General features: G+C 69.8%; 6 protein-coding genes. 1 reads left to right on the top strand and 5 read right to left on the bottom strand.

Annotated elements, in window-relative coordinates; translation table 11 throughout:
• Positions 1-85: 85 nt before the first annotated feature.
• The gene (locus tag AB0G02_RS29085) at positions 86-880 is read left to right on the top strand and encodes an inositol monophosphatase family protein (RefSeq protein ID WP_360800007.1); all 795 of its coding nucleotides are present in this window, start codon (positions 86-88) and stop codon (positions 878-880) included.
• A gap of 280 nt (positions 881-1,160) precedes the next feature.
• On the opposite strand, the gene AB0G02_RS29080 is transcribed toward AB0G02_RS29085, so the two are convergent.
• The 5 genes from AB0G02_RS29080 to AB0G02_RS29060 form a co-directional block, all read right to left on the bottom strand.
• The gene (locus tag AB0G02_RS29080; RefSeq protein WP_360800004.1) at positions 1,161-1,385 is read right to left on the bottom strand and encodes a DUF1918 domain-containing protein; all 225 of its coding nucleotides are present in this window, start codon (positions 1,383-1,385) and stop codon (positions 1,161-1,163) included.
• A gap of 67 nt (positions 1,386-1,452) precedes the next feature.
• Positions 1,453-1,848, bottom strand: a complete 396-nt coding sequence (locus AB0G02_RS29075; RefSeq protein ID WP_360800001.1) for a bacteriophage spanin2 family protein — start codon at positions 1,846-1,848, stop codon at positions 1,453-1,455.
• 39 nt (positions 1,849-1,887) lie between these two features.
• Entirely contained in the window at positions 1,888-2,844 is a 957-nt protein-coding gene (locus AB0G02_RS29070; protein ID WP_360799998.1) for an ATP-binding cassette domain-containing protein, read from the bottom strand.
• Positions 2,841-3,641, bottom strand: coding sequence for an ABC-2 family transporter protein (locus AB0G02_RS29065; RefSeq protein WP_360799995.1), 801 nt, complete (start codon positions 3,639-3,641; stop codon positions 2,841-2,843). The genes AB0G02_RS29070 and AB0G02_RS29065 overlap by 4 nt, the downstream gene beginning before the upstream one ends.
• Positions 3,634-4,410 (bottom strand): ABC-2 family transporter protein, encoded by a 777-nt coding sequence (locus tag AB0G02_RS29060; RefSeq protein WP_360799991.1) that lies wholly within the window; start codon positions 4,408-4,410, stop codon positions 3,634-3,636. The genes AB0G02_RS29065 and AB0G02_RS29060 overlap by 8 nt, the downstream gene beginning before the upstream one ends.
• Positions 4,411-4,595 lie beyond the last annotated feature (185 nt).

The raw sequence follows: 4,595 nt of genomic DNA, 5'->3' as shown, positions 1-4,595 counted from the left end.
CTGCGCCTGATCTGAGTCGTACACCACGGGTGGGCCGCCTGCGGTGTCCCTCCGGTGGCTTGTTGGGCGCCTGATCCCCTGGCCCGTGCCCGCGGACGACATGCCCGCAGACGTGCACCCGGCGCTCGCCGCCACCGCCATCGCCGCGTCCGGCGCCTACGCCGGCGCCCGGCGCGACTTCACCCGCGCGCAGCTGCGGGAGGAGATCGCGGACGGCGCGGACGGCACGCCCACCATGCGGGTGGACGCGATCGTGGAGGCCGCGATCGCCGAGGCCGCCGCGAAGGCGGGCGCGAACCTGCTCTCCGAGGAAGCCGGGTTCATCGACAACGGCTCCGCCGCCACGCTCGTCATCGACCCGGTGGACGGTTCCGCGAACGCCGCCATGGGCGTGCCGCTGTCCTGCTTCGCCGGCGCCCTCGTGCTCGACGACCAGCCCGTCGAGGCCCTCACGGTCTGGTTCGACACCGGCCGCGCCTGGTCGGCCCGGACGGGCGAACCCACGCCGTTCCGCACCAGCGGCCGCACCGCCCTCAAGGGCTCCTCGATCTGCATGATGCGGCCGAAGCGCGGCACCGAGGAGGCCTGGATGCGCGTGGCGAACCAGGTCGAGCGCATCCGCAGCCTGTCCACCACGTGCCTGGAGACGGTCCTGGTGGCCGAGGGTTCGGTGGACGCGTTCGCGGACCCGGGCTCGGACACGCACCGGTTGATGGACCTGATCGCCGCCCTAGTCACCGTGCCCGCGGCCGGGGGAGTGCTGCTGGACCTGCGCGGCAGGCCGTTGACGTTCGACCCCGACCTGAGCCGCCGGTGGTCGGGCATCGCCGCCGCAACTCCCGCGCTGGCCGACGAGCTGATCACCACGATCCTCGGCTGACGGGCCGGGAACGGTCCCAGGTTGCCGTTTCGCTCAGGCGAACCCGGGACCTGCTCACGTTGCCGAACACCCACGCACACGGGGTCGTCGAACGAGACCGCAGGTCGCCCCGTACGCACTCCGAAACTTCACTCGATCGTGTGACGTCGCGGCGGCGACACCGACTCCCGGCCGTCTATCCAGACACGATCGTGCCCATGGACCACCACACCCGGACCGTCCACAGTGGACGTCCGCCTCATGGCCATGCGTCACGGGGGCCCCCGCGGGTCGACCCTGCCTACCGCGCCGGGGTCGAGTCCTTGATCCTGGGTGATTCGGAGGTCCGGGGCTCGACCAGGCTGTCGGGGCCGGGGTAGACCAGCCCCTCGTGGCCGTCGGAGAAGCGGACCAGGTACGGCGGCGCACCTTCCGAGCCGCGGACTTCCAGGATCTCACCGACCGTCTCGTCGAGACCCACCGCGCGGCTGTGGATGTGCAAGTGGTCGCCTGCTGTCGCGTGCATCTGCAACACCTCCGGTGCGTCACAGCGTAGGACTGTTCCGAAGGTACCGACAGCCTGGCATTTCCGCTCAGGCGCAGGCGTTGGACAGCTTCGCCACCTGGTCCAGCTTCTCCTGCGACCAACTGGCGATGTTGGACGGGTTCAGGTCCTCCAGCGTCACCTTGCTCATGGTGTCCGAAACGCCCGTGATGGCGTCCTTCAGCGTGGTGTCGCCGGCCTTCGCCGCGAGGTCGTTCAGCTCCTGGGCCTTCTGCTGGGTCTCCTCCAGCGCCTTCTGCGGGTCGGTGGCGTCCGGCGTGAAGCCAGCCAGCTTGAGCGCGTCGATGCACAGCTGCGCCTTGTCGGCCGCCGCGCCGACCTGGTTGGCCGTGTCGGACGCCTGCTGCACGGCCTCGCAGCCGGACACCGCGGCGGCGAGCCCGAGTGCCAGCAGGAGGGTGGCTACCGGACGACCTGCGCGCATGGGGTGCTCCCGTTCTCCGTGTGACCGTTTCGTCCGACTCTACCGACGGGCGTACAGCCGACGCACCACGTCGTCGATATCCGGTTCCAGGACCACCAGGTCGTGCACCTCGGCGCGGGCGGCGACGGCCGAGATGAGCGCGGCGGCCGTCGTCTCGGCCCGGCGGAACGTCAGGTGCTGCCGCGACCCGTTCAGCTCGGTGCGGATCGACGTGACGCCGGGCAGGTCACCCAGTCCGGTGACGGGCTTCTCCAGGTCCACCACCAGCACGCGGTCCGGCGCGACCTCGGCGCGCAGCGCGTCCAGCGGTCCGTCCGCGAGGACCGTGCCGCGGTCGATCACCACCAGCCGCGGGCAGAGCCGCTCGATGTCGTCCAGGTCGTGCGTGGTGAGCAGGAGGGTCGTGCCGCGCTGCCTGTTCAGGTCCGACAGGAACTCCCTCAGGCGCTCCTTGGACTCCAGGTCGAGGCCGATCGTGGGTTCGTCGAGCACCAGCAGCTCCGGCCCGTGCAGCAGGGACGCGGTGACCTCTCCCCGCATCCGCTGCCCCAGGGAGAGCTGGCGGACCGGCGTGCCCAGGAACGGACCGAGCTCCAGCAGGTCGACGCACTCGCGCAACCTCGCCTCGTACGCCGGCCCCGGCACCCGGTAGACGGCCCGCAGCAGGTCGAAGCTGTCCCGCAGCGGCAGGTCCCACCAGAGCTGGCTGCGCTGGCCGAAGACGACCCCGATCCGCCGCGCCAGGTCCCGCCGGGACCGCGACGGGTCCACCCCGCCCACCCGGACGTGCCCGGAGGTCGGCACGAGGATGCCGGTCAGCACCTTGATGGTGGTCGACTTGCCCGCGCCGTTCGCCCCGACGTACCCGACGGCCTCGCCGGCGGCGACGTCGAAGCTCACCCCGTCCACCGCCGACACGGTGCGCTTCTCCCGCCGGAACCGGCCGGTCTTCGTCGTCACGGTGAACTCGCGACGCAGGTCCCGCACCTCGATCATGATCCAGTCCCTCGGTAGTGCCGGACGGCCGTGCGCCAGACGAGACCGGCAACCACCGCCGCCACGACGGCGACCAGCGGCGAGACCCAGCCCAACAACGCCGGACCGCCCAGCGGGTCCGGGCGGCCGAGCAGGGCCAGGCTCGGGTAGTAGGCGACGAACGCGCCGGGGATGACGAACGCGAAGAACCGCCGCAGCCACGGGCCGAAGACGGTGATGGGGTAGGAGGTGAACGCGTTGCTGCCGTAGGTGACGGTGTTGGCCAACTCCTGCCCGTCGACCACCCAGAAGCACAAGGCGTTGGCCGCGACCCAGATCGAGGAGAGGATGACCGCACCGCTCACCGGTGCGACGAAGACCAGCACCACGTTCCACGGCGACCACGCGATGTCGTTGTGGCTCAAGGCGTAGACCAGCGTCCCGATCCCCGCGACGATCCGCCCCACCTTCCTCAGGTGCAGGTCGGACGCCATCATCTGCGGCAGCGTGCCGAGTGGACGGAGCAGCAGGACGTCGAACGTGCCGGTGCGGATGTAGGTGGGGAGCTCGTCCAACTGGCCCGTCACCATGTCCGCGAAGCCGAACGCGATGCCCGCGATGGCGTACATCAGCACGACTTCCCCGACCGAGAACCCGCCGAGCGCGCTGACCCGGTTGAACAGCACCAGGATGAGCGCCAGCTCGGCCAACTGGTTGACCGCCTGGGCGACGCACTGGAAGAAGAACGAGGTCCGGTAGGACATCTGCCCGCGCAACCGCGCGCCGACGAGCTTGCCGTAGACGCCGGGCCTAACCACCCTGGACCACCACCTTCCGAACGGCGCGTCCCAGCGCGAGATGACCCACCGCCAGCACGACGACCGCCCAGAACGCCTGCGCCGCGAGCAAGGGCCACGGCGATCCACGTTCGAGGAAGACGTCGACCGGAGCCTGCAACATGGCCGCGAAAGGCGTCGACCACAGGATCGGCACGGCCCACTCGGGGTAGAACGAGAGCGGCACGGTCAACCCGCAGAGCAACCACGTGCAAGTCGTGTAGAGCGCGTTGACGCCGCGGCTGTCGAGGAGCCAGAACGCGGTCGTGTTGAGCAGGAACCGCATGCCGAAACTGACCGTCACGGCAAGCACCACGCTCATCGCGAACGCCAACAACGTCATCGGCGCGGGCCAACGAAAGGGGAACACCACAGCACCGAACGCGACCGGCGGCACGAGCCGCACCACCACCGCGTACCCGGCCCGCCCCAAGTCCTCGGCGAACATCGCCGACTGGAGGTTCCAAGGGCGGTACAGATCGACGACCACGTCTCCACTGCGGACGCGATCGGCCAGCACTTTGTCGCTGTACAACACCACAACAGCCATGAGCCCCTGACCGAGCCACACATAGGTGGCGGTAGAGGCCACGTCATAGCCCGCAATGGGTCCCTGCGTCACAGCGGCGAGCAGGACGGCCAGCCTGAGCAGGCCAAACGCGACGTTCGTCGCCAATCCGGCAACCATCGCCTGTCGGTAGGTCGAGTATCTTCGGAATCCGGCCAGCGCAAGACGGGCGTAGGCACGCACGTCTCCCTACCCTAGGAACCCCGGCAACAGAATTACCCCCACACCAACTCTCCCACCGCATTCCCGCCGATCAAACCCCCATCCCAACGGCTCCGCCGCGACCCCACCGAGGCCCGATTTGACATGGGTTCGGGTGCCTTAGGCTGGTCGAAGCCGGCAGGCTTGGCGGGCGCTTTATCCGCCGG

Origin of the sequence: Actinosynnema sp. NPDC023658, from assembly GCF_040639995.1 — a bacterium.
Classification (GTDB): Bacteria; Actinomycetota; Actinomycetes; order Mycobacteriales; family Pseudonocardiaceae; genus Actinosynnema.
This window is presented reverse-complemented; position numbering and strand designations above follow the sequence as displayed.